This is a genomic window from Pseudomonas sp. Larv2_ips, from assembly GCF_963879675.1.
Taxonomy (GTDB): domain Bacteria; phylum Pseudomonadota; class Gammaproteobacteria; order Pseudomonadales; family Pseudomonadaceae; genus Aquipseudomonas.
The window spans coordinates 1-354 of record NZ_CAWOAW010000003.1 but is presented as its reverse complement, the minus strand read 5'-3'; the positions used below and the strand labels follow the sequence as shown (position 1 = coordinate 354).

1 pseudogene is annotated in these 354 nt (G+C 59.0%); it reads left to right on the top strand.

Annotated features, from left to right (window positions below):
• Positions 1 to 174: 174 nt before the first annotated feature.
• Positions 175 to 354: pseudogene (locus tag AACV02_RS01335) on the top strand (hypothetical protein); the annotation flags it as partial.

The window sequence follows — 354 nt, the reverse complement described above, 5'->3', positions numbered from 1 at the left end:
GAAAAGCAAAAGCAGAGCGGTGCAGTGCTGGCGGCTGAACTCGGTCAAATTGTGGGAGCGGGCTTGCTCGCGAAGGCGTTGGGTCAGTGATACATGAGCTGACTGACCCACCGCCTTCGCGGGCAAGCCCGCTCCCACATTTGGATCTCTGGGCATCAGATAGATGGCTGTCGTTTGTACTCGGTCAAAGGTGGGAGCTGGCTTGCCTGCGATGGCATCAACTGGTTGTGCCTGATAGACCGAGGAGCCTGCATCGCAGGCAAGCCAGCTCCCACAGAAAAGCAAAAGCAGAGCGGTGCAGTGCTGGCGGCTGAACTCGGTCAAATTGTGGGAGCGGGCTTGCTCGCGAAGGCG